This window comes from Sphingomonas sp. CFBP 13706 (assembly GCF_014842355.1).
Taxonomy (GTDB): Bacteria; Pseudomonadota; Alphaproteobacteria; order Sphingomonadales; family Sphingomonadaceae; genus Sphingomonas; species Sphingomonas aerolata.
Window position 1 is genome coordinate 422,582 of sequence record NZ_JACYVM010000003.1, and the last position, 22,641, is coordinate 445,222.

Sequence of the window (22,641 nt, forward strand, 5' to 3'; positions counted from 1 at the left end):
GGCGGTGATCCGCAGGTGGCCTGGTGCTAGGCGATGATGCAGCGCGAGATACGAACATGCGCCGCGTTGAGGCCAGTCCGCGCATCCTCTTATTGCACTAAGGCGTGAAACGATGCGCCACGGCACGCGATCTCCTGTGAGCGGGTACAAGTCGTTCGGGCCTTGTACCTTCAACATTCCCGGATCTGATCGTGCCCTTCGCCTCTATGGGGCGTACCCGACCCGATACTGCGGGGGCGGCTATGGAAGGCAAGGTTGCAAAACAATAACGCGAGCAACCCCTTGGGGGTGCGCTGCAGCAAAGCCACCACATGTTGCGTTTCGGAACTCAACGAGCCATGAAGGTCCGTGGCTTTTTCCGCTCCGACCGGAGGGGCGCGGAACGCTGATCCATACAATAACTCAAGGCTTCTCGATGATCACCGACAACGTACTCGGCCCGCTCGACCAGACTGTCACCGTCCATATCTGGCGCGAGAAGTATCGCCACGGAAGCGAGGCAACGCCGTCGGACACGTTCGTGCGCGTCGTCGGCGGGGTCTATGCGAAGGACGATGCTGCACAGGGGGCGAAGGCGCTTGCCGCACTGGAAGCCCGTGACTGGGTGCCGGGCGGGCGCATTTTCGCGGGCGCCGGCACGACCAAGCGGGTCACGTGGATCAACTGCTTCGTCAGCCCGACGATCCAGGACTCGATGGACAGCGAACCCGGCCTGCCCGGCGTGGGGATCATGCCCGCGCTCAACGTCGCGGCCTTCACGCAGCAGCAGGGCGGCGGCATCGGCATGGATTTCGGCACGCTGCGCCCCGATGGCGCCGTCGTCGGCCGGACCGGCTCGATCTCGTCGGGGGTGATTCCGTTCATGGCGATGTGGGACGGCATGTGCGTCACGATCCGGTCGAGTGGGTCGCGACGCGGGGCGATGATGGGCGTGCTGCCGGTCTGGCACCCCGACGTGCTGGCGTTCATTTCGGCGAAGACGCGCAAGGACTTTCTCAAGAACTTCAACGTGTCGGTGACGATCACGGACGATTTCATGGCGGCTCTGGAGGTGGGCGCGGACTGGGATCTGGGCTTCCACGTGCCGCGCGCGGACGGCGAGCATGTCGCGGTCGGCGAGAAGGACGGCCGTCCCTGGTACGTGTATCGCCGGCTGCCGGCCGCCGAGCTGTTCGACCTGATCACGCGCACGACCTATGACTATGCCGAGCCCGGCGTGATCTTCATCGATCGCGTCAACCGGCTGAACAACCTGAACTATTGCGAGACGATCGCCGCGACCAACCCGTGCGGCGAGCAGCCTCTGCCGCCCAATGGCGACTGCGACCTCGGCCATGTGAACCTCGCCAACATGGTGCTGAACCCGTTCACGCCCGCCGCGGCGGTAGATTGGGACAGGCTGCGTAGCGCGGTCCAGGTCGGCGTCCGGTTCCTCGACAACGTCCTCGACACGTCGCCCTTCCCGACTCCCGAACAGCGCGCCGAGGCACTTGCGAAGCGCCGCATCGGCCTCGGCTATACCGGCCTCGGCAATCTGCTGCAGCAGATGCGCGTGCGCTATGGCCGTACGGCGGCTGCGCTGGTCGAGGAGATCGGCAAGGCGATCGCGATCGAAGCCTACCGCACGTCGGTGGCGCTCGCGCGCGAACGTGGCACCTTCCCGGCCTACGACACCGAAGCGTTCGCCCGCGCGCCGTTCCTGACCAAGCTGCCGGCCGACCTCGTCGCCGACATCCGCACCCACGGCATCCGCAACGGCGTGCTGCTGACGCTGGCACCGACCGGCACGACGTCGATCTTCTACGGCAACGTCAGCTCGGGCGTCGAACCGACCTTCAGCTGGCATTACGACCGCGCCGTCGTGATCGAACAGACCGCGACCGACCAGACGCTCGAACGCTTCGAGGTGCAGGATTACGGCTGGTATCTCTACAGTCGGATGCCGGGCTTCGACCACGCCGCAGCTCTGCCCGACTACATGGTCACCGCGCTCGAACTCTCGGTCGACGATCACATCGCCGTCGCCGCCGCCGCGCAGGCATGGGTCGATGCCGCGATCTCGAAGACCATCAACTGTCCTGCCGACATGCCGTACGAAGCGTTCCGCGAGGTCTATCTGACCGCGTATCGCGCGGGCATGAAGGGCTGCACGACTTATCGCCCGAGCGGCATTCGCGGGTCCGTGCTGTCGGTGAAGAGCGATACGACCGAAGCTGAACCGGTCGTCGCGCAGTCATCGGTCTCGACGTCCGACGTGCTGACCCGCCCTCAAGTGCTGAGCGGCAAGACCGTGAAGATCAAATGGCCGATCGATGGCGAGAACTACTACCTCACGATCAACGATTATGTACACTCCGATGGCCGCCGCGTGCCGTTCGAGATCTTTATCTCGACCAGTTCTGTCGAGAACTTCGAGACGATGGCGGCACTGACCCGGACGCTGTCGGCGGCGTGCCGACGCGGCGATGCCACCTTCCTGTTCGAGGAGCTGGAACGCGTCCATTCCCCCAAAGGCGGCGCGCTCGTACGCCTCGATCACGAGACCAAGGGCAGCTACGCCCCCAGCCTGATCGCCCTCATCGGGCGCATCCTGCGCCAGCATTCGGAGCCTGAACCCGCACTCGCCCTAGACGCGACGGGAGAACAATGCCCGAGCTGCAAGCGCCATACCGCGCATATGCTGGAGGGATGCCTGACCTGCTACCAATGCGGGTACAGCAAATGCGGGTGAGGGTGAGGGACCCCAGGCTTTTTATCCGATCCGAAGGATGAGTCTCCGACGTTTATTTGGTCGCCCTGGCGGCCGCAGCAGCAGCGTATTCAATTCGCCTACCAGCCAGGCGATGCATGATGGTGGCTCTCATCATAGTCATGCCGCCAGGCCGCGATCTTGAATCGAGCGTCCGCGATGCACAGGAACAAGCGTGAGTTCGGGCCCTCGTCGCGAAGGCGATCGTTGAACGGCCATGCGAACGCATGGTCAGTGGGGCTTGGCTTAGGTTCAGGACCGATGAAAAATGGGTCGCGATCCGATCCAGGCCTCGTGAGGCGGCTCAGTATGAGCGACCTACTGGTTGGCCGACGAGCAGATGGTGCGGTTCTCGTCGTATTCCGACAAGAGGCACGGCAAGCCACGGTTGATAATCGGCGGGTGTTGAGCGCTATCGTCTTCGTCAATCGCGACAGGCTGCGCTGGTGCGATGTCCTTCGGAAGCACCGCTTGCTCGCGGACCCCGGGCGCAACCCGTTCGTCGTCTTGCTCGTCATTGCTCACCTTCTCGGGAATTGGGGTCTCCGACGAACCCGACGCGGTTCACTTCGCTGGCGAGCAGGAAGTCGGATCTGCAGACGCACTGTCCTTCGAAGCGATGTCGGGAGGCAAGGATGAGGTGTAGCATTGCAGTTGCATTCTGGACAGGAGCCGTGCCGGCTGACGGCGCCATGGCAACCAAGTTACAGCGTTAAAGTGCAAGGCGGCTCTGGAGAAGGCGAACTGCGATGCGTCGACATTCCTGGACCAGTCAGCGGCGCAGTGTCAGAGGCGGAGCGCTTACCTCGTAGGGCGTCACCTCGTTCCCGCGGCAGTGTACATCGCATCGTAGCCAACGGGAGCGTCATCAGCGGAAAGTGGCGATCTGGTCCATGCCAAGACCGGATTGCTATCCCGGTTGCGGCCGGGCGCCAGATCAGTATCTCGATGGCCCTATTCTGGCATCGGAGCTCGCCGCGCGTCAGGCGAGCCAACCCATCGACGACACGGATCACGAATATCCAGCTCGATTTCAATTTCGAACGTCTGCTGGGTGTTTCGGTGGCGAGCGTCCTAATCGATGATCCTCTTCGGAAGTTTCTGTCCCCAGACGACAAGGGCGTCGATCAGGGGTCGCAACCCCGTTCCAACCTCGGTGAGGGAGTATTCGACCTTCGGAGGAACTTGTGCGTAGACCTTCCGGTGAACGATCCCGTCGGCTTCCATCTCCCTAAGCTGCGCGGTCAGCATCTGTTGCGTGACGCCGGGAATAGCCCGCTGGAGTTCGCCGAAGCGCATGACATTGCGGATCAGATGATAAACGATGTGAAGCTTCCATTTACCGCCAAGCACCCCCACGGCACGCAGGACGGGACAATCAGCATCCAGCGGCACGCAATTTCCGGAGCCATCCGTGCCGTCGTTTCGTTCGATAGTATGCTTTTCCAAAGTATGTATGCCTTTTGTGCGTACTTATGGCACCAGATCAAACCTCTATATCGTGTGTTATCGCGAAATGGAGTAGATACGATGAAGAGTATTCTGGTGCTTGGGGCGACTGGCCCGCAGGGACGAGCGGTTGCCGAAAAGCTGATCGACAGTGGCGTGAGGGTACGTGTCATGGTGCGCGAGCCCGCTAGGGCAGACGATCTGGCCGCGATGGGCGCGGAAGTCGTGAAAGGCGATCTGGATGATCCGATCAGCGTCGATGCAGCTATCCGGGGTCAGGATGGCGTCTTCCTCACCGTAGCGTTCTTCAACGGATCCCACGCCCACGGCCGAAACGTCATCGAGGCGGCGGCGAAGCAGGGCGTCGGGCGTATCGTCTGGAACGTGGCCGGCCGTATCCAGGAGCATGACATCGGAAATCCCGCGATGGACAAGTGGCGGCCGATCCTCGCGGACATGAGGGCCAGCGGGGTCCCGTTCACAATTCTCCAGCCGACCGTCTACATGGAGAATTTCCTGAACCCGGCGATCACCCGGGAGGTGAGAGACCACGACGTACTCGCCTATCCGATGCCGAACGAAGCCCATACGCAGTGGATCAGCCATCAGGATACGGCAGCCTACACCGTGGCGGCCTTCGAGCATCCCGGCGACGAAAGCATGGTCATCGACGTCTGCGGTTCGGAGGATCTTACCGGCAGCCAGATCGCGGAGAGGTTCGGCCGGGCGCTCGGTCGACCGATCACGTTCCGCCCCATGCCTCCCGAGGAATTCGCAGGCACGTTCCCCGACGGCATGGATCCCGCGCCGATCGTACGTCACTACACGAATGTCTTTGCGAACCCGGACATGATGACATCCAACGTCGACCACCAGGCCGCCCTTGGCATTCTGCCAATCGAGCCGCTCACGTTCGAGAACTGGGTACGAAAGTACCGGGACGCGTTCATCCGAGCGTAACCCGACCGTCCTGGTGTCGGGCGGAACGGGCTTCGCCCCGTCACGAGCCGGCCCTTTGATCGCAGCCGGTCCAGATTGAAGACGGGCGGCTCCTGAGAGTCGCCCGTTTCCTTGACCGGTGAAGCGTGATTTGCTGCATGCTCGACTATGTACTTGTTCGGATGACGAGTTCCTCTTTCGAGCCGGCTTCAAGGCGACAGCGGTCAGCGGCATGCCTCGTCACATACGTTCCAGGGTCGTGGGCCCACTGTGCTGGTAATGGTTGAAGGGTGTTGCGCGCCATCTCAGCCGCTGAGGCAACGGAAGAGTAAAGATCGTGCCGTCATCGTCATCCAGGTCCAGCACGATGGTGCTGGACCTGGCGCTTGCAGCCATCGGCGGTCCCGCGGATGCGCAGGGACTGCAATACAACCGTCGGAATACGCCGATCTCGACTGAAACACCGGGCAATCGCCTGGAAAAAGCGTTGGAGTGGTTGCAGGATGTCCATTCCGCCCTCGAGGCCGGCTTGCATTTGCCTGCGGTCAGGGGGTCTCCGCCCCCGACCCCTCTTCCCCGGAACCCCGGCGCCGTGGGTATACAGAAGCTCCATTCTGCCCTTGCCCGGTCCTGGCTTATGGCAGACGTGGGTACGGTGGCCACTTCATCAAGCATAAGGACCGTTGGAATGAACGCCCGTATCCTCCTCCTGGGCATGATGGCGAACGTCCCTGCGGCCGTGTGTGCCGAACCCACCAAGGTCGTCGTCCGGGTCATCAGCGCGGACGCCAAATTCGTTGGCGATCATACCGGTGGAGCAAAGATCACGATCCGCGCTGTGAAGAGCGGACGTACGCTGGCGCAAGGCGTCACCAAAGGCGGGACCGGCGACACGAACCGGATCATGGAGGCGGCAGGCCGAAACCCCTTGATCCAAACCGCGGAAGCCGCCTCGTTTACCGCCATGATCGACATCGACCGGCCGACGCTGGTCGAGTTGGAGGCCGAGGGACCCCTGAAACGGCAGTCTTCGATCGTCCATGTCCGCTCGCAACGATGGATTATGCCTGGCCAAGCCGTGGACACGGCCAACGGCTGGATGGTCGAGCTTCCCGGACTCGCCATCACTCCCACGGTGTCGCGCGCCGATGCCGGCCTCAGCATCGAAGCGACCGTCGAGTTGATGTGCGGTTGTCCCATCACCCCTGACGGCAACTGGAAGTCGGAGGACTACAAGGTATCCGCCAGCATCTGGAACGAGGGGAAGATGCTGACCTCGACCCCGCTGGCCTTCGTCTCTTCGCCCGGCGGCTTCGCGGGGACGATCCGGTCCGTGCCGAAGGGAGCGACCAGGGTCGTGGTGTTCGCCCTCAACGACCGCACGGGTAACTCGGGCCTCGTCGAGTCTCCTGTACCACGGTAGCGCTTGGACGCTGCATCCGCGGCGGCACTCATGCACCAAGGACCTCAGGTGGTGTGCCTGCAGGCCCACGCGATGTAGCCGGCGACGACGCAGCCGCTGCCATGAGCGACCGGCTCGAGGCCGGTTCTGTGGCCCCCCGGATCGGGTCACGCGAAACCCGATGCAGATGAAGGTGATGATGCCAGCCCGACGTACTCCTGAGAAACGGCATCACTGCCTCCAGGAACGGAAGCTTGTGCACTGCATCCGAAGCAGAGCGCCATGATCCTCCGCGATACCGCAGGAACGCGCGGAATCCGTCCAGCAACGTCCAGTCAACTCCCGCAGGACAACGTGCCGCCGATCCTTCGGGACACGCCCCGCATCGAGACGGTGAGCGTCGCGCGTGCCGTGGAGGCCTCGGTCCCAACCCAACGAGCCCTACCGACCTGCCCGACCCTGACGGTCACACCCTCCCCACGCCAGTCGGCGAACGTGAACGGGAACAGTTCGCGCGAGCGCGGAGCGGGGGCGAGAACCATGACCGCCCTTCCAAGACGGATCGCGGCGCGATCGCCGGCGGCGGCGAAGCGCATCCGGCGATCGCCGGTCATGGACCACGAACACCCGGTTCCCCCAGCACCGGCCTCCATCACCTGAGCCCGCGTCATCGGCTGCAGCGACGGCGGCGCGGCCGAGACCGCGCCGCCCCACGCCATCGTGAACAGAGATGCGGAAGCCCAGCCCAGCCACGAGGCATGGCTCCATCCCGGTCCGCTATGCCGTCGTCCGGCCGAACGGATCGACGATGCCGCGCTTTCCGTCCGGCGATGCAGCGGCAACGCGAAGCGCCGAGCAGAATTCATGGTTCCATCGTGATCCGTCACCGACCAATCCCCCTCGAGCCTGTTCATTCCCCTTGCGCCCTCAGTACGACGGCCTTCCGGACGCCCCTCCGACCGCCGCTTCGGCCTTCTTAAGTTCCGCCCGCCATGCGTTGAAGGCATCCGTCCCTTCAGCCAGCCGTATCGTGATGCCGCCCCCGCCGGCGCTCGCCTGACCGCCCATGAGAACCGTCCTCGTCCCGAATCCGCGGCCGCCAGCGCAGGCCGCACCGCCGACGCACCATGTCGCCCCCGAAGCGAACCCGGGCGCGTCCGACCTGTCAGGCGCCCCGTACCTGCGCGCGAGACCGGCGATCATCTGTTCGGGCGTGTGTCCCGGCGCGGGTGCGGAATAGCGGACCTCGCTGACCTTCCCGAGCTTCGGAGACGGTGCCGAATGGAAGTTCGCCTCGATCCGCTCGTCGCCCTTCCGGGCCGTCAGCATGCCGACGCCCTTCATCCTGTCGTCGAACTTGCGGCCGCCCGCGTTCTGGAGGGACAGTTCGTTGTTCACCTCCTGCTCCCAAGTGTAGCCCTTGCCCGTCTCGACCTCCCAGCCCGCGGACTTCAGGGCGGACGTCGCCTGCGGAAGATCCATTCCGATCGTCAGACCCGCCAGATCCAGTTTCCTCTCGCCGGCCACCGGGCCCTTGGCGTCTGCGGTTCCCCCGTTCGGACCGGGCTGTCCGCAGGCAACCAGCAGGACCGCGACCGCGGCCAGACCGTTCTTCATTCTCGACATCGGTATTCTCCGGTTGAGGACGTGCGGCGTCCTTCGCCGGAACCCCCGTTCCGACGTCGCCGACGTCCGGATTTCAGGATGGGCGCGCCGCGCCGAGCTTCAGGTCACACGGCGCGACGCAGCGTCGCGGATGGCTGAGAGGCGGGGCTTCAAATCGGATGAACGCATGGTGCCCGCCCTTGAACAGGACGACGCTCGTCACCGACGGCGCCGCCTCGTGATCGAGGCGGCGCCGGTCCTTGGTGACCGGATGTTCGAAACTCGCGATTAACGAGCGCGGACGCCTTTAGGCCAGGTGGCCCTGGACATACGCGCCCGCCACCCGGTCGCTAAGGAGCAACCGGCGGTCTTGCGACCGGACTAATCGCGAGGTTTCGACGCCTCGGCCCACCGGCTGGCGGGCGAACGCAGGTTACCCCGATCGAGTCTGCGACTTCAAGCCCCTCGTTCGTCCGGAGGCGTTTTGTTTCGATTCCGGGGGGCGGTGCCACGCGCGGGGTCGCAACGCACCCCCGGCGCTCGCGTGTGGGTGCATCCATCGATTCCCATCATCGACCGCCATGACCGGCGAGATCACGCCGACGGTTCGAGCTGATCGGGCACGGCCCGCGCAGTGGTCGTCGTCGCGGTTGATCCGTGCGGATCGACGTTCCGACGTCGCGGCGGCGGATTTGCGGAGGGTTTGGTCCGACGACGGGATCGACCGGACGATGGAACACGGGGTCGGTGGACGACACGTGGGGATGGACCGTTCTGCCGGAGCATCCTTGGAGATTAAGGTCCCTCAAAGGCGGAGGCATGTCAGTTGGGCAGGGGGCAGGGGGCAGGGGGCAGGATGACGAGGACGGCATCCACGCCGATCGGGAACCGCGCTGCGGCGGCATGCCATCAGGCCCGGGCGCATTGACGCCGCTTCAGCGCCCGTCGGTCGGGAACCGACGATCGGAACCTACGGAAGGGGCGCATTCACCCATTCAGGCAAGGACGGTGTTGGTCCGTCGCGCGCGGCCGGACCAACGATCGGAGGTTCAAGTGCATTTTCGGAAGATCAACGATGAGGAAATCAGAAGTGACGCGGCAGAACGAGATCATGAAGCTACCCGACGGTGCGGCCCCCCACGAAACCCAGGAACGGAGAGCCCGGCGGCTGTTCGACGAGATGGCACGCAACATCGGGCGTGAAGCGGTCAACCATCTCAAGTCCATGTATCCGGCTGCGCTCGCCGCGGTGCCCAAGTCCGCCGAGACGTCCCTGACGAACCGCATCCGCACCGACATCAACTGGCGCATGCGTCCGCTCCTCATGGCCATGATCGCGATGCATCAGCAGTGGGACGAGGAGCTGGAGCCGGACTGACCCTCGGCGCATCCGACCCTTGCGTAGCGTTCGCACCAGGTGATCTTGCGGGCGGTGGGCTGCCGCCGCCCGGAGTACAGCATCATCGTGGCCCACGCGATCTCGGCGGACACGGCTTCGTCGGAGATCGAGGCGGACCATGCCTTGCGGAACGCGTCCCATCGATAGCCGCGCTCCGTCAGCACGTCCTGGGCCGAGACGGGGACGTCCTCGGCCTCGACGATCCAATCGGCTCGACCGGCCCGGGACAGAGCCCGTCCCGCCACGGTTGCTCCGTCGCCCAGCGTATGATCGAGCAGATGGAGCAGTGCCGTCACGTCGTCTTCGGCTCTGTGGGCCTCGTAGAACCAGCCCATCGGCGCGATCAGCTCCGCCAGCCGACTCCCGTCGAAGCCTTCGTCGCGCCAATCGACGTCGTCGAGCGAGCAGACCCACGGTCTGCCAGCCCCTAACGGCAGCCGGTGCTCGACGAACGGACGGATGGTCGCCGCACCGTGCGCCACGACGAAATCGACGTCGAGCAGCAGCGATGTCGCTTCCCCTTCCGAGATCGCCCGACCGATCAGGTCCGCGTCGACCAAGTCGGTGTCCCTTGCGGACGCGACGGAGATCGGCGTCGCCGGTTCCTCCAACCACGTCCGCCGCCTACCCGTTTCGGCGATGCGGTCCCGTCCGTCGAGACGGAACCGCTGGAGCGCCAGTTCGACGATCTGGTGACGCCTGTGATCGCTGCCGGACGCATGGATCGCCAGGGCGAGCCCAACCATGCCGTCCGCATGCCCGCCTCCGGAAGCGCGACGGTCCATGACCGCGAGCCTCTGCTGGACGCGGTAGTCGTGGTGCCGATCGAGTGCGAGAGCGAGATCCTCCGCCCTGATCGACAACGCGATCCGATCCCTGCCCATGTCGTCTAGTTCCAATCGGCGAAGCGCTGCTCGACGACCACGTCGAGCCCCGCCGCCAACGGCGACTCCGGATCCGCAGCGGCCAGCGCCAGGGTGTCCGCCATGGCGTCGCTGATCATAGCGGTGGCCAACGGCGTGGTGTGATCGAAGCCGACGTCGAACTGCGCGTTCTCAGCATCGGAGCCGTAGCGTGCGATCAGCCGTTCGACGAGGTCGGCGGGGTTGCTGGTGACGACCGCGCAGAAAGCGAACAGACGCCCGCCTCCCTTCTCGACGTCCAGCCAGGCGGTCAGCAGCCGCGGTCGAGCCAGGAGCCCGTCGGCCACGCTGCTTCCCGACGAGGTCTCGATGCCCGGATCGACGTCCCCAACATCGGATTCGTCGATGTCGTGCTCGTTCCCGCCATCCGCGAGCAGCTCGTCGATGGCGTCCGGATCGGCGTCCAGCCCGAGGCCGAGCGCATGGAGGACGATCGACCTCTTGAAGTGCTTGAGATCCTGACACGCATCCATCGGGGTCAACCCTTCGAACACGGCGCGCGGCGTCAGCATCCATGCAACCGGATCGTGATCCAGACCCTCGCGTGCGAACCGCGCACCGACGTCGGCGGCGGCGATGGCCAATCGCAGCAATCGACGCGGGGACGTCGGTTCGAAGACGTCGGCGGTGGCGTCCGGATCCAGCGGGTCGCAGCCCCAACGGAGAGCGGGGGCTTCGACATCCATGGCGGAGAAGCCGAGCTGGAGAAGCGCCGCCTCGGCGGGATCGATCACGTCATTCGACTGATGCAGCAACATTCGATGTTCCTTCCATTGCGAACGGATCTTCCCGACCCGCATTCGCAAGTTAGGACTTGGTTAACGATACGTCAAGAATATTTGGCGCATTATTATTTCGTGCTGGGTTCACGCAGGGAAGAACGTCAACTATCTTGGCAGAATGACCGATGACGCCCTTGCCCTGTCCATGTCCGCGCTAGGGCAGAGGATCAGATTGTCGCTCTATCGTCGGCTAGTAGCCGCGGGCTCCGAGGGTCTGGGGCCCGTAGCGCTCGCCGAAGCGGTGGGGATGCAGCGCAACCTCGTCAGCTACCACCTTCAGCCCCTGGTCGCCGCCGGCCTGGCGAGAAGCGAGCGACGGGGTCGCGACGTCAACTACCGCGTGGACCCCGCCGCACTGAACAGGTTGGCCGTCGCCATGCTGAATCTGTCGGAGCCTCCCACGGGTAGCGACGGCTGAAGGCGCCGACGGCTTCTGGTGCAGCGCCTGTGACAGCGACGCGGGTGCGCCGTCCGGCGTCGCGACGATGACCTGCCGACGGAACGGACTCTTCGTCCCGATCGAACCCAAGGCGGTGATCCCATCCCTCGTCACGACGATCACGATCGTCGACCGTTGCGATGCCGTGGCTACAGCGCGATGCCCTCGGTCTCTCGGATGCTCTTACCGCGCTGGTGACGAGCATGGACACCTGGCCCGGTCGACAGGACAAGGACCCGCACACGACGACATTTCGCACCCTGCCACGTCGGCCGTCTGGCCGCCTGGTTCGCGGTGACGGCCGCGAGAGCTCCGTCGCTCGCGGTCTCAGCTGCTGGTCGGATACTCGTTGGTCATAGCCGCGGCGGCGTGAAGCGCGCTGGCAGACGGCAGACGGCAGACGGTCGAACTTCATCGTAGCGTGCGGCAACTGGGCCGCGATGACCACCCGACACGGAGCCTCCTCTCCGAAGGCGGTCGTCACCATCCGGAATCCGGCGAAGCCCTCTCCTCATCGGCGAGGGGGTGCTCGCAGGCGGTTCGCCGGTTGCCACAGACCGTCACGATGCTGGGCTCACCTCGAGGGCGGCCAGCACATGAAGGCCTCGCGTCCCGATCCCATCGACTGGTCGAGCCGGCGTTGCGTCTGCGGCGGATGGCCATAGCTTCGCACGAAGGCACACCGCATCCGTTCTGCATCGACGAAGCCGACGGCGCGTGCCACGACCGCGATCGGTTCCCGACCGTCGCGCAGACGGATGCGGGCGGCCTCGCATCTGAGACGCTCGATGGCTCTTGCCGGCGTCTCCCCGGTCTCCTTCGTAAAAAGACGACCGAACTGGCGCATGCTCAGACAGGCCGCCTCGGCGAGCCGCTCGATCGGGAGAGACTCCGAAAGATGGTCCCTTGCGAAGGTGAGCGCCTTGCGGATGCGGTCGGTCTGCGGCTCCATTTCGGAGATCGCCGCATATTGCGACTGCCCACCCGGACGGCGGTGGTAGACGACGAGTTCGCGGGACACGGCCTTCGCCCGTTCCGGCCCATGGTCGAGTTCGATCCGCGCGAGCATCAGGTCGATACCCGCGGTCATGCCGGCCGACGTCCAGATGGGACCATCGTTGATGAAGATGCGATCCGCATCCACCTTCACCTGCGGATACTGCTCCTGCAGGGTCTGCGCGAACTGCCAGTGGGTCGTCGCTCGACGGCCGTCCAGAAACCCGGCCTCGGCCAACAGGAACGCGCCGGTGCAGATGCTGGCTACACTCCCTGCGCCGCTCGCCGCGTGTCGGATCGCGGCGACGTTGTCCGGTTTCCGCATGGGATCGATCCGGCCGCCCACCACGACCACCGTATCGGCTGGAACGGATGCGGCAGGCTGGGTCTCCAGGCCGACGGTGGCGTCCCCCTGCATGAACCCTCCTCCCGAAGAGACAAGCGCGATCCCGTAGAAGTCCTCCTCCAGAAGACGGTTCGCCGCATCGAGCGCCGCCATCGGACCGGCCAGATCCAGCAACTGGAACCCATCGCAGAGATAGAAGGCGAACGACGTGGACATGGCATCCTTTCAAACCGGCGCGCCGTCGGGTCTGGGCGATACGGACGGTGGCGTCATGGCTGGCCGGTACTTGGCCGAAATCGAGGGATCATTGCCCTACAGCCATTCGCGACGCGGCGGTAGTGTGCGGCCGTAGCCAACTGACACCTCCGATGGGATCAGCCATGAAGATCACCTCCTACGACGGCATGCTCGCCGCGCTCGCGCCCGAAGGCGTTCCGCCGTTTCACGTCGGCATCCTTATCGGACCCGGCTTCGTGCCGATGGACATCATCGGCGTGCAGACCGTCCTGGCGATGATGCCGGGATCGCAGATCCACTTCATCTGGAAGAACCGGGACGTAGTGGAGGGCTTCCGGTCCTGGCCCACCGTTCCGACGACGACGTTCGAGACCTGTCCTCCTCTCGACGTCTTCGCAGTCGGCATGAATCCGCCCGAAGTGCAGAACGACCCCGATGTCATCGCGTTCACGCGGAGAGCGGCGGGAAGCGCAAGCTATGTGATCGGCGTCTGCAACGGCGTCGCGCTGCTTGGCGCTGCCGGATTGATCGAAGGTCGGACGGTGGCGAGCAACTTCGCTGCCGAACGGCTTCTCGAGGATCTCGGAGCCGCAAAGGTGCTCGCGTCAGGTTCGGGCGCGGCGGTCGACGGCAATCTGTACACTGCAGGCCCCGGCATCGGCAGTTTCGAGGTCGCGCTGATGGTCGCAGCCAAGGCCTTCGGACGCGAAGCGGGCGAACTGGCGGAGTTCGCCATCGAATATGATCCTCACCCGCCCTTCCGCACGGGCACGGTCGAGAATGCCCCGGTGGAGATGATGGACGCCGCCCGAGGCATGATCGGGCCGATCATCGCCCAATATCGTCGTTCGGCGCTCCTTGCGTCCGAGTGAGCCATCGTATCAGTCACAAGTCACTTCCGCTTATGGAGATTCAAATGGCCAGGATCCTGTCCCTCGTCGCGTTCGGTTTCATGACGATCCTGCCAGGCGCCGCTGGCGCACAGGACGCCAGCTTCTACGATTGCCAGAACGATCGCGTCCGGATCGCGATCGCGTCGATGCCGCTGGACAAGGCATTGGCGGAGTTCACCAGCAAGACCCGCTGCCCGGTTTCGATTGACACGGACCGCGTAAGGGGCCGCCCGACGCGCAGCATGAAGACGGCGCTGACGAAGGGGCGACTGACGCCTGGCCAGGCGCTCGCACGCATGCTGCGTGGCACCCCGCTTAAGAGCACCGCCATTCACGGCGGATTCTCGGTAAGCAGGCGATCATGACCGGCTCGTCGACCCTGCCACCTCCGTCTCCGATGATCCCCGCCGCTGAACAGGTCGCCGAGCGCTATCCGTTCTCCCTGCGCCTTCTGCACTGGAGCCGTGCCGTGATCGTCTTCGGGATGCTCGGCGCGGGCTGGGTGATGACGAGTCTCGACGACGCAGTGCCCATGAAGTACGGAGTACTCTACCCGACCCACAAGTCCTTCGGATTGCTGGTCCTCTGCCTCGTCGTCGTCCAGATCACGATCCGGTTGCGAACGAACCTCCCACCACCCGCGCTCGCGATCGACCCATGGGAAGGGAAGCTGTCGAAGCTCGTCCATGCCGTCATGTATCTGCTGCTCGTGGCCGTGCCGCTGATGGGTTACGCCATGTCGAGCAGCTACAGCCACAGTGACGGCGTCACGTTCTTCGGCATCCCCGTGGCCGAACTGCTGCCAAAGGACGACGCGCGCTTCACGGTCTTCCAGTCGGTGCACAAGGTCCTGGCCTATACCCTGCTGGCCTTCGTCGTACTTCACGTCGCAGGGGTCGTGAAGCATCGGTACTTCGACAGGCAGCAGGGCAGCGACGTGCTGCCGCGCATGCTGTAGGTCCGACGCGCACTACGACGGAGTGCCGATGCTGCGACACTCCCGTCGTCGTCCGTCCCGCCGGTCAGATCGAGACCCGCTCCCCATCGGCGGGGATGAGCAGACGCTGCGCGAACCCTTCCTTCTTGGCAAACGCTGCGAGGTCGGCTCGGCTGAGGACGCAGTGATTGATCGCTTCCATGTGGGTCGCGAGCAGTTGCGCTGCCGGAGCGGCGCGATGAACCGACAATACGCCCTGCGGCCCCATGAGGATCGGTCCGAGGTCGATCAGCTGGGCATATCCCGCGTTGATGACGATTACTTCGGGCTTGTAGGTCGTGATGGCCTGCGCGACATCCGAATCCCAGACGCTGTCGCCGATCACGTAGACCGACTTGCGCGAGGCGTGATGGAACACCACGCCCATGACCGGATCCAGAATGGGCACGACCCGCACCAACGCCTCACTGCCGTGATGACCGCCGGTCCGTGACAGCTGCACGCCCCGGAATGACGTATCCGCGGCCATGATCCGCACATCGGTGAACCCCTGGCCGCGGATCGTGGCGGCATCGGTAGCATTCTGAACGAAGATCGGCATAGCCTTCGGCAGCTTCTTCTGCGCGGCCTCGTCCCAATGATCGATATGGGTATGCGTAACGATCACTGCGTCAGCCGCCGCCAGGTCCGCGATCGGAACGGGCAGGGGTACCAGCGGGTTGCGCAGATGGCTCATCGCCGAACCAGGAAAGCCCGGATAGGCGCCAGGATCGGCGAACATGGGATCGATCAGGAACCGCACGCCGGCATAGTCCACCAGGATCGTGGCGTTGCGGATCTGGACGATCGAGTCCTTCTTGCCGACGCCAGGCATCGGGGCGGCCTTCAGGGACGCCGCAACACCGACGGCGACGGCACCGGCCCCCGCGGTCAGCAGCTGACGACGCGAGGGATTGGGCGAAGCGGGGAGTGACATGATGGTCCTTCCGGTTCAGGCGGACAAGAAGTCGGCGGTGGACATCACCGATCCATAGGCGAAGGCCAACGCGGCCATGAACGCGGCGTGGACCTGCGCGGCGGGCACCTCGACCCCGTCGATCGACAGGGCACGCGTGGCACATGCATCACCGACGACCGTCACCCCGTGGCCGAAATCGAACGCTGCCCGTGCGGTCGCGTCGATGCACATGTGGCTCATCGCGCCGACGAGGACGATGTCCTCGACGCCCCCTTCTTCGAGCAACACCTTCAGCCCGGTGTCGCGGAACGCGTTCGGATATTGTTTGGTCAACACCGTCTCGCCGTCGATCGGCGCGACGGCCTCGATGATGTGCGTGCCGTTCGAGCCGACTGCGAAAGGGCCGACGTCGGAACCGGGCGTCTCATGCCGGATATGGATGATCGCCTCGCCGGCGTCCCTCGCCGCGCCGATCACGCGCTTGGCGTTCGCGACCGCTTGATCCAGCCTTTCCAGCGGCAGCTTGCCGTCGGCTCCGTATTCGTTCTGCAGATCGACCACGATCAGGGCGCGCTTGGCCATTTCTTCCTCCAGATTGACTGGATGTCTATCTATCGACGCGCAGGCTGCCATATCAGTGGCGGATGCGACAAAAAACGGGTTGATAGCGACATGGTGGAAATCGCCATCCTTATGTACGAGGGCGCACAGCAGGCAGCTGTGCTCGGCATGACCGACCTGCTGAACGCCGCCGATCATGCGGCCTCAACGAAGCAGGACCCAGCGCAGTCGAGCGAACTCGTCGTGAGTCATTGGTCGCCGGCGGGTGCTGCGGGCGGGGTCGTGCGGACGTATTCCTCGCGACCCTGCAGTACCGCTCCGTCGATCTGCATCCTGCCCCCTGCGCTCGGCGGCCCTCGCGACGGCGCCAACCCGGCGGTCACGCGCTGGCTGCAGGAGCAGCACTCAAATGGCGCGGTGCTGGCCTCGATCTGCTCGGGGGCGTTCGTACTGGGCGAAACTGGACTATTCGATCATCGGACCGTCACGACGCATTGGACGTACGAGGATCGCTTTCGCATCCGGTTTCCTCGAACGAAGGTGGATACCGATCGGATCGTCATCGATGACGGTGACATCATCACCGCCGGTGGGGTGATGGCGTGGACCGACCTATGCCTGACGATCATCCAGCGCTTCCTGGGATACGCCGTGATGATGCAGGTGGCGAGCGGCTTCCTGATCGATCCGCCAGGGCGGGAGCAGAGCTATTACAGCGGCTTCAATCGAAGGATCGGGCACAAGGACGATGCGATCGCGAAGGCGCAGCGTTTCCTTCACGACACCGACGGGAAGATCGTAGAGGTTTCGACGCTGGCGACCAAGGCCGGTCTAGAAGACCGGACGTTCCTGCGCCGGTTCCAGAAGGCCACCGGGCACACCACCACCGAATACTGGCAGCGACTCCGGGTGTCCAACGCCAAGGCGAAGCTCCGCGATACCGGGCTGACCATCGACCAGGTCGGGTGGGAGGTCGGCTACGTGGATCCCAGCGCGTTCCGAAGGGTGTTTAACCGCATCGTGGGCCTCTCCCCATCCGATTACCGGCGACGGTTCTCGGCGGGGAGGAGGGTAGCGGCCTGATCGCGACTGCGCTCAGCCGATCGGGCCGGGATACTCCATGAACAGTGCGACGTTGTGTGCCGCCTTGGGACCATAGATCTTGGCGATGTCGGCGAGCGCGATGTCCAGCGCGCGCGTCGCCTGATGCGCCTCGAGAGGGGCCAGCATCCGATCGACCTTCGCCGAGCCAGCCACCATGTCGGGCAGGACGACGAGACCGTGGGCCAGTCGCAACGGTGTTTTGGCCGGCGCGACGGCATAGGCGAAGGTGTTGCCCGTCCGGCTGTAAGATTCCGCCGTCAGCGCGAGGGCGATCTCGTCGTCGCCCGCCTTGACCGGAATGCCCAGCGTGATGCCGGGCTTCGCATCCCGTGCCGGCATTTCCGCATTGCCCGGATCGGACTGGAACGCGTCGCTGTCGTGGCGCGAACTCCAGTTGTCGATGCCGACGTCACGAGCGACCGCAGCAGCCTTCGCGGGGCCGGCAATCGCCTCGACCAGTGCGATCGAGGTCGGCATCGAGGCGCTGACGCCGGCACTGGACACGACCTTGCCGTCGGCGACGTAGCGGATGTTCTTCTGCCACTTCACGTCAGGGAAGCGCTTCGCCCGGAATCCCTCGTTGCTGTAGTGGGACGTCGCCCGATGGCCATCGAACAGCCCGGTATTGGCAACGGCCATCGCGCCGTAGCAGATGCTTATCACAGTGCAGCCCTTGCCAGCCTGGGCCTTGATCCACTTCAGCAGGCCGGGGTCGCTGTCGTTCTCGACGGCGGGCACGAAGATGTAGTCCGCGCCTTCCGGGTGACGCTCGTCGAATGCGTCCACCGTCGTCTGGAGCTGGAAGGTGAGGGGCTGCATCTTCACCGGACCCGGGGTCACGGAGACCGATACGACTTCGGCCACGCCCGAGCGTGCCATCACTCCGAACGGAATGCAGAAGTCGCTGATGATCGTGCCTTCGTTCAGGCCGACGATGGCGACGAGAGGCTTGGAACGACCGAACCTGGGTTCGTACGGTGCGATCTTCTCAAGATTCGGGTTCTTGGAGGCGTCGAACGGCGGGGACGTATTCGCGACCTGTCCGGCGATCGCGGCCCTGCCAGCAAATGCGAGACCACCCAGCGTAACCACCGTGGAGATGAGTGCCGTCCGTCGATTGAAGTCTTGCATGGGGATTCCTGACTGCCGCGTTGCCCGACGACCTGTCCGCCAACCAAGGGATGGCGTAAAGGACGTCGATCACTGCATTTGCGCCATAGAGAGCCACGTTGTCGAAATGGCTTCCGCTGCCCCATCGACGCGCGCGCGTTCGCTACCGGTCATCGGGTCGCTGAGGAGTCGTTCCTGTTCATGGGACTGACATGACCGTACGTTAGGGAGGAAGCGGCGTCGCACCATACGAACCGCGATGGCCATATCGTCACATATGAGGATCAAGAGAATGCGCACGTCCTTTGCCCGACTGGTTGCCATGACACTGGCCGTGACGGTTTCCGGCATCGGTGGCACCGCTGACGCCGAGGGTCTCCGGTACGACTGCCGGAACGAACCCGTCGCCATCGCCATTCCGGGTGATCGACTCGATCGGGCGCTCAATCAGCTGCGCCTGACGACTCGATGCCCAATTTCCGGGACCAAGCTGGCCAAGGGCAGGCGCTCGAAGCCGGTCGTCGGTACCATGGTGCCCGAACAGGCGCTGCAGGCCATGCTGAACGGTACGGGACTGCAGATGCGATCGATCAAGGGCGGATTCGAAGTCGTCCGCGTTCCCGGCAACTGATCGCCACTTGGCGAGGGGCAATCCGTACGCCCCCCTCGCCAACTGATCCCAACGCTTTCGCTGCCAACAAGGCGGTGAGGGTCCTGGGACATCGACACCGTGTCGATCGTGGCCGGCTGCCAGCCTGGCCGGTGCCGGTAGCCGAGCCGGCACCGCCGTAATCCTCGCCATGCCACGACGTCTCTGGCAACGGCCGAAAGGGCGGAGCCAACGTCATGACGGTCGATCTGTGGATGCGCGATCGGTCTAGCCGGTCCGTATCGATCCGGTCTCATTTCGTCTCCAGTGTCCTCAGATATTTCTCGTGGTCCTGAGCAGTGCCGACGAAGCGCTTCATGCGGGCCAGGTGCTCGGGGGGCAGTTCGGCTTCCGCCTTGGCGAGCTGGTCGGCGATCCAGCCGGCGTTGAAGTCGGGCACGCCGGCGCGTTTCAGATTCTCCGCCCGCCGGATGGAGTCGCCGCTGCAGAGCACCAGCATCCAGCCGTACGTTCCCCGCTCGAACAATGCCCGACCGCCGAAGTCGCCCTGGGTCCAGTCGGCGATCGCGTGATCGCCACTGATGACGACCGGCCCGAGCTCGATCGGAAACCGCGCGCTTCCGAAGTGCGCTTCGGTCGCCTGAGCGATGCGTCCTCTGTCGACGGCCGTGTTCGGAATGCCGCAGCCGGCGAGCGCAAGAGCGCTCGCCATCCCGAGAAACCTAAGCATCGATCAGTCGCTTCAGTCTGTCGACCGCCTGAGCCTCCGGTTCCTTCGCGTCCATCGTGTCGACGAATTGCCCGTCACGATCGAACAGGAGTATTCTGGCCGTATGGTCGATGGTGTAATCGCCGTTCGGCAGGGGCACGCGCTCGACGTAGATCTTGAACGACTTCTCCATCCGCTTCAGCTCGGCGGGATCCCCCGTCAAACCGATCACCGGCGCATCGAACATCGAGAGGAAGCTGGCGACGTCCTCCTTCTTGTCGTGCTCGGGATCGACGGACACGAACACGACGTTCATCTTGTCCGCGTCGTTCCCGAGCCGCTTGCGGAGCAGTTCCATGCGCGCCATCGTCGTCGGGCACACATCGGGACAGCGCGTGAAGCCGAAGAAGATCGCGTAGGGCTTGCCCTTGAGCGTCTCGTTGGTAACCGTCTTCCCCTTGGTGTCGACCAGTTCGAACGGACCGCCTGGTCCGGCACGCTGCGATATCGTGCCGCTATTCCCGGCGGCATCGGGTTGGCGCGAGCACCCCGTGACGGTCGCGACGAGCCCGAGCGTGAGGACGGTCGCCAGAGCGGTACCGCGCAGCAACCCGCGCGTGCGTGCATCCGACATCACTTGTGCCCCCCACGCTGCGCGGCCGGCGCTGAATCCCCTGCCCCGCCGGTGGCGAACTGCACGGTCACTGTTCCCGCCCGTGCGAAGCGCAGCGTCGCAGGAATCCGTTCGCCTGCCTTTAGGGGGGACTTCAGGCCGATCAGCATGATGTGATTACCGCTCGGCGCGAGCGTCGCATCGCCACCGGCCGGCACTACGAGGCCATCGACGAGCTGGCGCATCCGCATGACCCCGCCATCCATCGACATCGTGTGGATCTCGACCCGCTCCGCGCGTGGCGACGTGGCGGAGATCAGCCGGTCGGCCTGCGCTCCGGCGTTGCGGATCGTCAGGAAGCCCGCCCCTACCGTGGCACGCGGCGACGTAGCCCGCGACCAGGGCTGCGAGATGGTGAGCGAGCCCTTGCGGACATCCTGCGCAAGGGCAGGGGTGGCAAGCGTGGCGACGAGCGCCAGCGCGATGCGATAGGTCATTCTACTTCCTTTGATAGGGTTCAGCGCGTGCGCGCAGCAGCGAAGCGGTCCGAAACGGTCTTCCAATTCACAACCTGCCACCAGCCATCGAGATAGTCGGCGCGGCGGTTCTGGTATTTGAGGTAGTAGGCGTGTTCCCACACGTCGTTGCCCAGCACCGGGGTGCCCTTCACATCGGCGACATCCATCAGCGGATTATCCTGGTTGGGGGTGGATGTGATGGCGAGCGTGCCATCCGCCTTCACCACCAGCCACACCCAGCCCGAGCCGAACCGCTTCGTACCGGCTTCCCTGAAGGCGACCTTGAATGCCGCGAGCGAACCGAACTGCCGATCGATTGCGGCCCCGAGCGCGGCGGAAGGCTGCCCGGACTGTGCGGCCGGCGTCATCGTCTTCCAAAAGAAGCTGTGGTTCCAATGACCGCCGGCGTTGTTCCGGACGACCGGCGGGAGCGTGCTCGCCTTCCCCAGCAACGCCTCCAGCGATCGGCCCGCGAGCGACGGATCGGCCACCACGGCCTTGTTCAGCGCAGCGACATAGGCCTGATGATGCTTGTCGTGGTGGATCGTCATGGTCGTCGCGTCGATCGCGGGATCAAGCGCATCGGCGGCATAGGGTAACGCGGGAAGCGTGAACGGTGCCGGCGCGACTTGCGCGAACGACGGCACCGCCGCGCACAGAGCGATTGCCCCGAAAAACAGGCTGCGAAACATTAATGATTTCCTTCTCGCGGAAAGCTCTGTCGATTGTTCGCAAGAGGCCGGTCGCCGACATGATGTCGGGCGCCTCTCAGTCAGGTGATCGACACGACGAGCCTGCGCATGCACCTGGTTAGGCGCTGGGTGCGTGGTGACAGTGCCACTCCATCCGGTCATGCCGTTGGGCGGACGATCGTCAGTTCAGCGAGAGCGGTGGTCCACGCAGCGGTGGGCGCAGATATGGATGTGGTTGCAGCGTTGCCCCGGGCGCTGCCAGCAAGGCCGACGCGGCGACAACGGCAAGCGCGGCCAACAGGATGACGGGATCGACGGCGCCGAGGATCTGGGCCGAAAGGCCGGCATAGGCGCAGGGTATCTCGACCTTGCCGTGATCGGTCGACGGCGCGTGGTCGGGCATCGCGGCCTTCATCGTGGCCATGTCGTCGCCCATCCCGGGCATCGCCATCGCTTCGGTCGTCATGCCCGAGCAAGCAATGATGGTAATCGCACCGCGATCGTTCGCGATCATGTATCCGGTTGGCACAACCAGCTTCAACAGCAAGGCCGCAGCACAGAGGAGCATGGCAAGATGACGTTGCGCGAGGAGGCGGCGGATCGCGGGCACGTCGGAGAGCTATCGTGATCAGGAAGCTGTGTCACTTGGGCATTGTGCCCTAGTGACACG

At 64.6% G+C, this 22,641-nt stretch carries 25 protein-coding genes and 1 pseudogene; 11 read left to right on the forward strand and 15 right to left on the reverse strand.

Annotated elements, in window-relative coordinates; genetic code table 11:
- Window positions 1–415 precede the first annotated feature (415 nt).
- Window positions 416–2,731: an adenosylcobalamin-dependent ribonucleoside-diphosphate reductase gene (locus IFS44_RS08625; RefSeq protein ID WP_192098167.1), complete on the forward strand. Its 2,316-nt coding sequence runs from the start codon at window positions 416–418 to the stop codon at window positions 2,729–2,731.
- 98 nt (window positions 2,732–2,829) lie between these two features.
- On the opposite strand, the gene IFS44_RS22890 is transcribed toward IFS44_RS08625, so the two are convergent.
- A complete protein-coding gene (locus IFS44_RS22890) occupies window positions 2,830–3,135 on the reverse strand; it encodes an integrase core domain-containing protein (protein WP_446740842.1) in 306 nt (101 codons plus the stop codon).
- Here IFS44_RS22890 and IFS44_RS22895 point away from each other — a divergent pair.
- Window positions 3,090–3,202: pseudogene (locus IFS44_RS22895) on the forward strand (IS5/IS1182 family transposase); the annotation flags it as partial. The gene IFS44_RS22890 and the pseudogene IFS44_RS22895 overlap by 46 nt on opposite strands.
- Before the next feature lie 621 nt (window positions 3,203–3,823).
- Here the strand turns inward: IFS44_RS22895 and IFS44_RS08635 are convergent.
- Window positions 3,824–4,198 (reverse strand): winged helix-turn-helix transcriptional regulator, encoded by a 375-nt coding sequence (locus tag IFS44_RS08635; RefSeq protein WP_446740843.1) that lies wholly within the window; start codon window positions 4,196–4,198, stop codon window positions 3,824–3,826.
- An 81-nt stretch (window positions 4,199–4,279) separates the two neighbouring features.
- Here IFS44_RS08635 and IFS44_RS08640 point away from each other — a divergent pair, with 81 nt between their 5' ends.
- Window positions 4,280–5,158, forward strand: coding sequence for an SDR family oxidoreductase (locus IFS44_RS08640; RefSeq protein WP_192098169.1), 879 nt, complete (start codon window positions 4,280–4,282; stop codon window positions 5,156–5,158).
- A 667-nt stretch (window positions 5,159–5,825) separates the two neighbouring features.
- Window positions 5,826–6,560 carry a hypothetical protein gene (locus IFS44_RS08645; RefSeq protein ID WP_192098170.1) on the forward strand — a complete coding sequence of 245 codons (735 nt, stop codon included), beginning with the start codon at window positions 5,826–5,828 and terminating at the stop codon, window positions 6,558–6,560.
- Window positions 6,561–6,874: 314 nt separating this feature from the next.
- On the opposite strand, the gene IFS44_RS08650 is transcribed toward IFS44_RS08645, so the two are convergent.
- On the reverse strand, window positions 6,875–7,405 hold the full coding sequence (locus IFS44_RS08650; RefSeq protein WP_192098171.1) for a hypothetical protein: 531 nt from the start codon (window positions 7,403–7,405) through the stop codon (window positions 6,875–6,877).
- Window positions 7,406–7,466: 61 nt separating this feature from the next.
- Window positions 7,467–8,165 carry a hypothetical protein gene (locus IFS44_RS08655; RefSeq protein WP_206757826.1) on the reverse strand — a complete coding sequence of 233 codons (699 nt, stop codon included), beginning with the start codon at window positions 8,163–8,165 and terminating at the stop codon, window positions 7,467–7,469.
- Between the two features lie 1,069 nt (window positions 8,166–9,234).
- On the opposite strand from IFS44_RS08655, the gene IFS44_RS08660 reads away from it, so the two are divergent.
- Window positions 9,235–9,522, forward strand: coding sequence for a hypothetical protein (locus tag IFS44_RS08660; RefSeq protein ID WP_192098173.1), 288 nt, complete (start codon window positions 9,235–9,237; stop codon window positions 9,520–9,522).
- Here IFS44_RS08660 and IFS44_RS08665 read toward each other — a convergent pair.
- Both IFS44_RS08665 and IFS44_RS08670 read right to left on the reverse strand, forming a co-directional pair.
- The gene (locus IFS44_RS08665; protein ID WP_192098174.1) at window positions 9,489–10,427 is read right to left on the reverse strand and encodes a DNA polymerase III subunit epsilon; all 939 of its coding nucleotides are present in this window, start codon (window positions 10,425–10,427) and stop codon (window positions 9,489–9,491) included. The two genes, IFS44_RS08660 and IFS44_RS08665, sit on opposite strands and share 34 nt — an antisense overlap.
- 5 nt (window positions 10,428–10,432) lie before the next feature.
- Window positions 10,433–11,224, reverse strand: coding sequence for a hypothetical protein (locus IFS44_RS08670; RefSeq protein ID WP_192098175.1), 792 nt, complete (start codon window positions 11,222–11,224; stop codon window positions 10,433–10,435).
- Between the two features lie 142 nt (window positions 11,225–11,366).
- Between IFS44_RS08670 and IFS44_RS08675 the strand changes: the two genes are divergently transcribed.
- A complete protein-coding gene (locus IFS44_RS08675; protein WP_192098176.1) occupies window positions 11,367–11,666 on the forward strand; it encodes an ArsR/SmtB family transcription factor in 300 nt (99 codons plus the stop codon).
- Between the two features lie 595 nt (window positions 11,667–12,261).
- Here IFS44_RS08675 and IFS44_RS08680 read toward each other — a convergent pair.
- Window positions 12,262–13,245 (reverse strand): GlxA family transcriptional regulator, encoded by a 984-nt coding sequence (locus tag IFS44_RS08680; protein WP_192098177.1) that lies wholly within the window; start codon window positions 13,243–13,245, stop codon window positions 12,262–12,264.
- Window positions 13,246–13,409: 164 nt separating this feature from the next.
- On the opposite strand from IFS44_RS08680, the gene IFS44_RS08685 reads away from it, so the two are divergent.
- Genes IFS44_RS08685 through IFS44_RS08695 form a run of 3 tightly spaced genes read left to right on the forward strand, consistent with a single transcriptional unit; the run spans window position 13,410 to window position 15,117 of the window.
- Complete coding sequence (locus tag IFS44_RS08685; protein ID WP_192098178.1) at window positions 13,410–14,138, forward strand: DJ-1/PfpI family protein; 729 nt, start codon at window positions 13,410–13,412, stop codon at window positions 14,136–14,138.
- Window positions 14,135–14,524, forward strand: coding sequence for an STN domain-containing protein (locus tag IFS44_RS08690; protein WP_206757827.1), 390 nt, complete (start codon window positions 14,135–14,137; stop codon window positions 14,522–14,524). Before IFS44_RS08685 ends, IFS44_RS08690 begins: the two co-directional genes overlap by 4 nt.
- Window positions 14,521–15,117: a cytochrome b gene (locus tag IFS44_RS08695; RefSeq protein ID WP_244650069.1), complete on the forward strand. Its 597-nt coding sequence runs from the start codon at window positions 14,521–14,523 to the stop codon at window positions 15,115–15,117. Before IFS44_RS08690 ends, IFS44_RS08695 begins: the two co-directional genes overlap by 4 nt.
- Before the next feature lie 64 nt (window positions 15,118–15,181).
- Here the strand turns inward: IFS44_RS08695 and IFS44_RS08700 are convergent, their stop codons facing one another.
- Window positions 15,182–16,072: an MBL fold metallo-hydrolase gene (locus tag IFS44_RS08700; RefSeq protein ID WP_192098180.1), complete on the reverse strand. Its 891-nt coding sequence runs from the start codon at window positions 16,070–16,072 to the stop codon at window positions 15,182–15,184.
- A gap of 15 nt (window positions 16,073–16,087) precedes the next feature.
- Window positions 16,088–16,813, reverse strand: a complete 726-nt coding sequence (locus IFS44_RS08705; protein WP_244650071.1) for a cysteine hydrolase family protein — start codon at window positions 16,811–16,813, stop codon at window positions 16,088–16,090.
- Between IFS44_RS08705 and IFS44_RS08710 the strand changes: the two genes are divergently transcribed.
- Window positions 16,784–17,698: a GlxA family transcriptional regulator gene (locus tag IFS44_RS08710; protein WP_197977796.1), complete on the forward strand. Its 915-nt coding sequence runs from the start codon at window positions 16,784–16,786 to the stop codon at window positions 17,696–17,698. The two genes, IFS44_RS08705 and IFS44_RS08710, sit on opposite strands and share 30 nt — an antisense overlap.
- A gap of 12 nt (window positions 17,699–17,710) precedes the next feature.
- On the opposite strand, the gene IFS44_RS08715 is transcribed toward IFS44_RS08710, so the two are convergent.
- A complete protein-coding gene (locus IFS44_RS08715) occupies window positions 17,711–18,850 on the reverse strand; it encodes a DJ-1/PfpI family protein (RefSeq protein ID WP_192098182.1) in 1,140 nt (379 codons plus the stop codon).
- Between the two features lie 271 nt (window positions 18,851–19,121).
- On the opposite strand from IFS44_RS08715, the gene IFS44_RS08720 reads away from it, so the two are divergent.
- Window positions 19,122–19,460 (forward strand): STN domain-containing protein, encoded by a 339-nt coding sequence (locus IFS44_RS08720; RefSeq protein WP_192098183.1) that lies wholly within the window; start codon window positions 19,122–19,124, stop codon window positions 19,458–19,460.
- Between the two features lie 271 nt (window positions 19,461–19,731).
- Here IFS44_RS08720 and IFS44_RS08725 read toward each other — a convergent pair whose 3' ends face one another.
- The 5 genes from IFS44_RS08725 to IFS44_RS08745 all read right to left on the reverse strand — a co-directional run bounded on the left by IFS44_RS08725 (window position 19,732) and on the right by IFS44_RS08745 (window position 22,581).
- Complete coding sequence (locus IFS44_RS08725; RefSeq protein ID WP_192098184.1) at window positions 19,732–20,151, reverse strand: copper uptake system-associated protein; 420 nt, start codon at window positions 20,149–20,151, stop codon at window positions 19,732–19,734.
- Window positions 20,152–20,161: 10 nt separating this feature from the next.
- Window positions 20,162–20,782, reverse strand: a complete 621-nt coding sequence (locus IFS44_RS08730) for an SCO family protein (RefSeq protein WP_192098185.1) — start codon at window positions 20,780–20,782, stop codon at window positions 20,162–20,164.
- Window positions 20,782–21,258 carry a copper chaperone PCu(A)C gene (locus IFS44_RS08735; protein WP_192098186.1) on the reverse strand — a complete coding sequence of 159 codons (477 nt, stop codon included), beginning with the start codon at window positions 21,256–21,258 and terminating at the stop codon, window positions 20,782–20,784. The genes IFS44_RS08730 and IFS44_RS08735 overlap by 1 nt, the downstream gene beginning before the upstream one ends.
- 20 nt (window positions 21,259–21,278) lie before the next feature.
- A complete protein-coding gene (locus IFS44_RS08740) occupies window positions 21,279–21,971 on the reverse strand; it encodes a superoxide dismutase (RefSeq protein ID WP_192098187.1) in 693 nt (230 codons plus the stop codon).
- A gap of 181 nt (window positions 21,972–22,152) precedes the next feature.
- Window positions 22,153–22,581, reverse strand: coding sequence for a DUF2946 family protein (locus tag IFS44_RS08745; RefSeq protein WP_342366381.1), 429 nt, complete (start codon window positions 22,579–22,581; stop codon window positions 22,153–22,155).
- Between the last annotated feature and the right edge of the window lie 60 nt (window positions 22,582–22,641).